This is a genomic window from Bacillus sp. SIMBA_074, assembly GCF_046534555.1.
GTDB classification, from domain to species: domain Bacteria; phylum Bacillota; class Bacilli; order Bacillales; family Bacillaceae_G; genus Bacillus_A; species Bacillus_A mycoides.
In genome coordinates, this window is the sequence record NZ_JAWRYM010001386.1 from 1 (window position 1) to 228 (window position 228).

At 61.8% G+C, this 228-nt stretch carries 1 protein-coding gene; it reads left to right on the forward strand.

Translation table 11 applies throughout. The features are described 5' to 3' along the window. The coding region (locus tag SB773_RS35250; RefSeq protein ID WP_410595258.1) for a M23 family metallopeptidase at nt 1–228 on the forward strand (228 nt) is incomplete at both ends.

Sequence of the window (228 nt, forward strand, 5' to 3'; positions counted from 1 at the left end):
GTCACTGGCCGTGTTAGCCCACATAATGGCACCGACTTTGCGATGCCGATTGGCACACCGATCACCGCCCCGGCCAATGGCCGCGTAGAACGCGTGAGTAACCACCATGCGGCGGGGCGCTATATTGTTGTGCGCCATGATAACGGCTACCGCACTCGCTACCTACACCTCTCCCAGCCGCTGGTCAGCCAGGGCGATCGGGTCACCATGGGCGAGCGAATTGCCCTT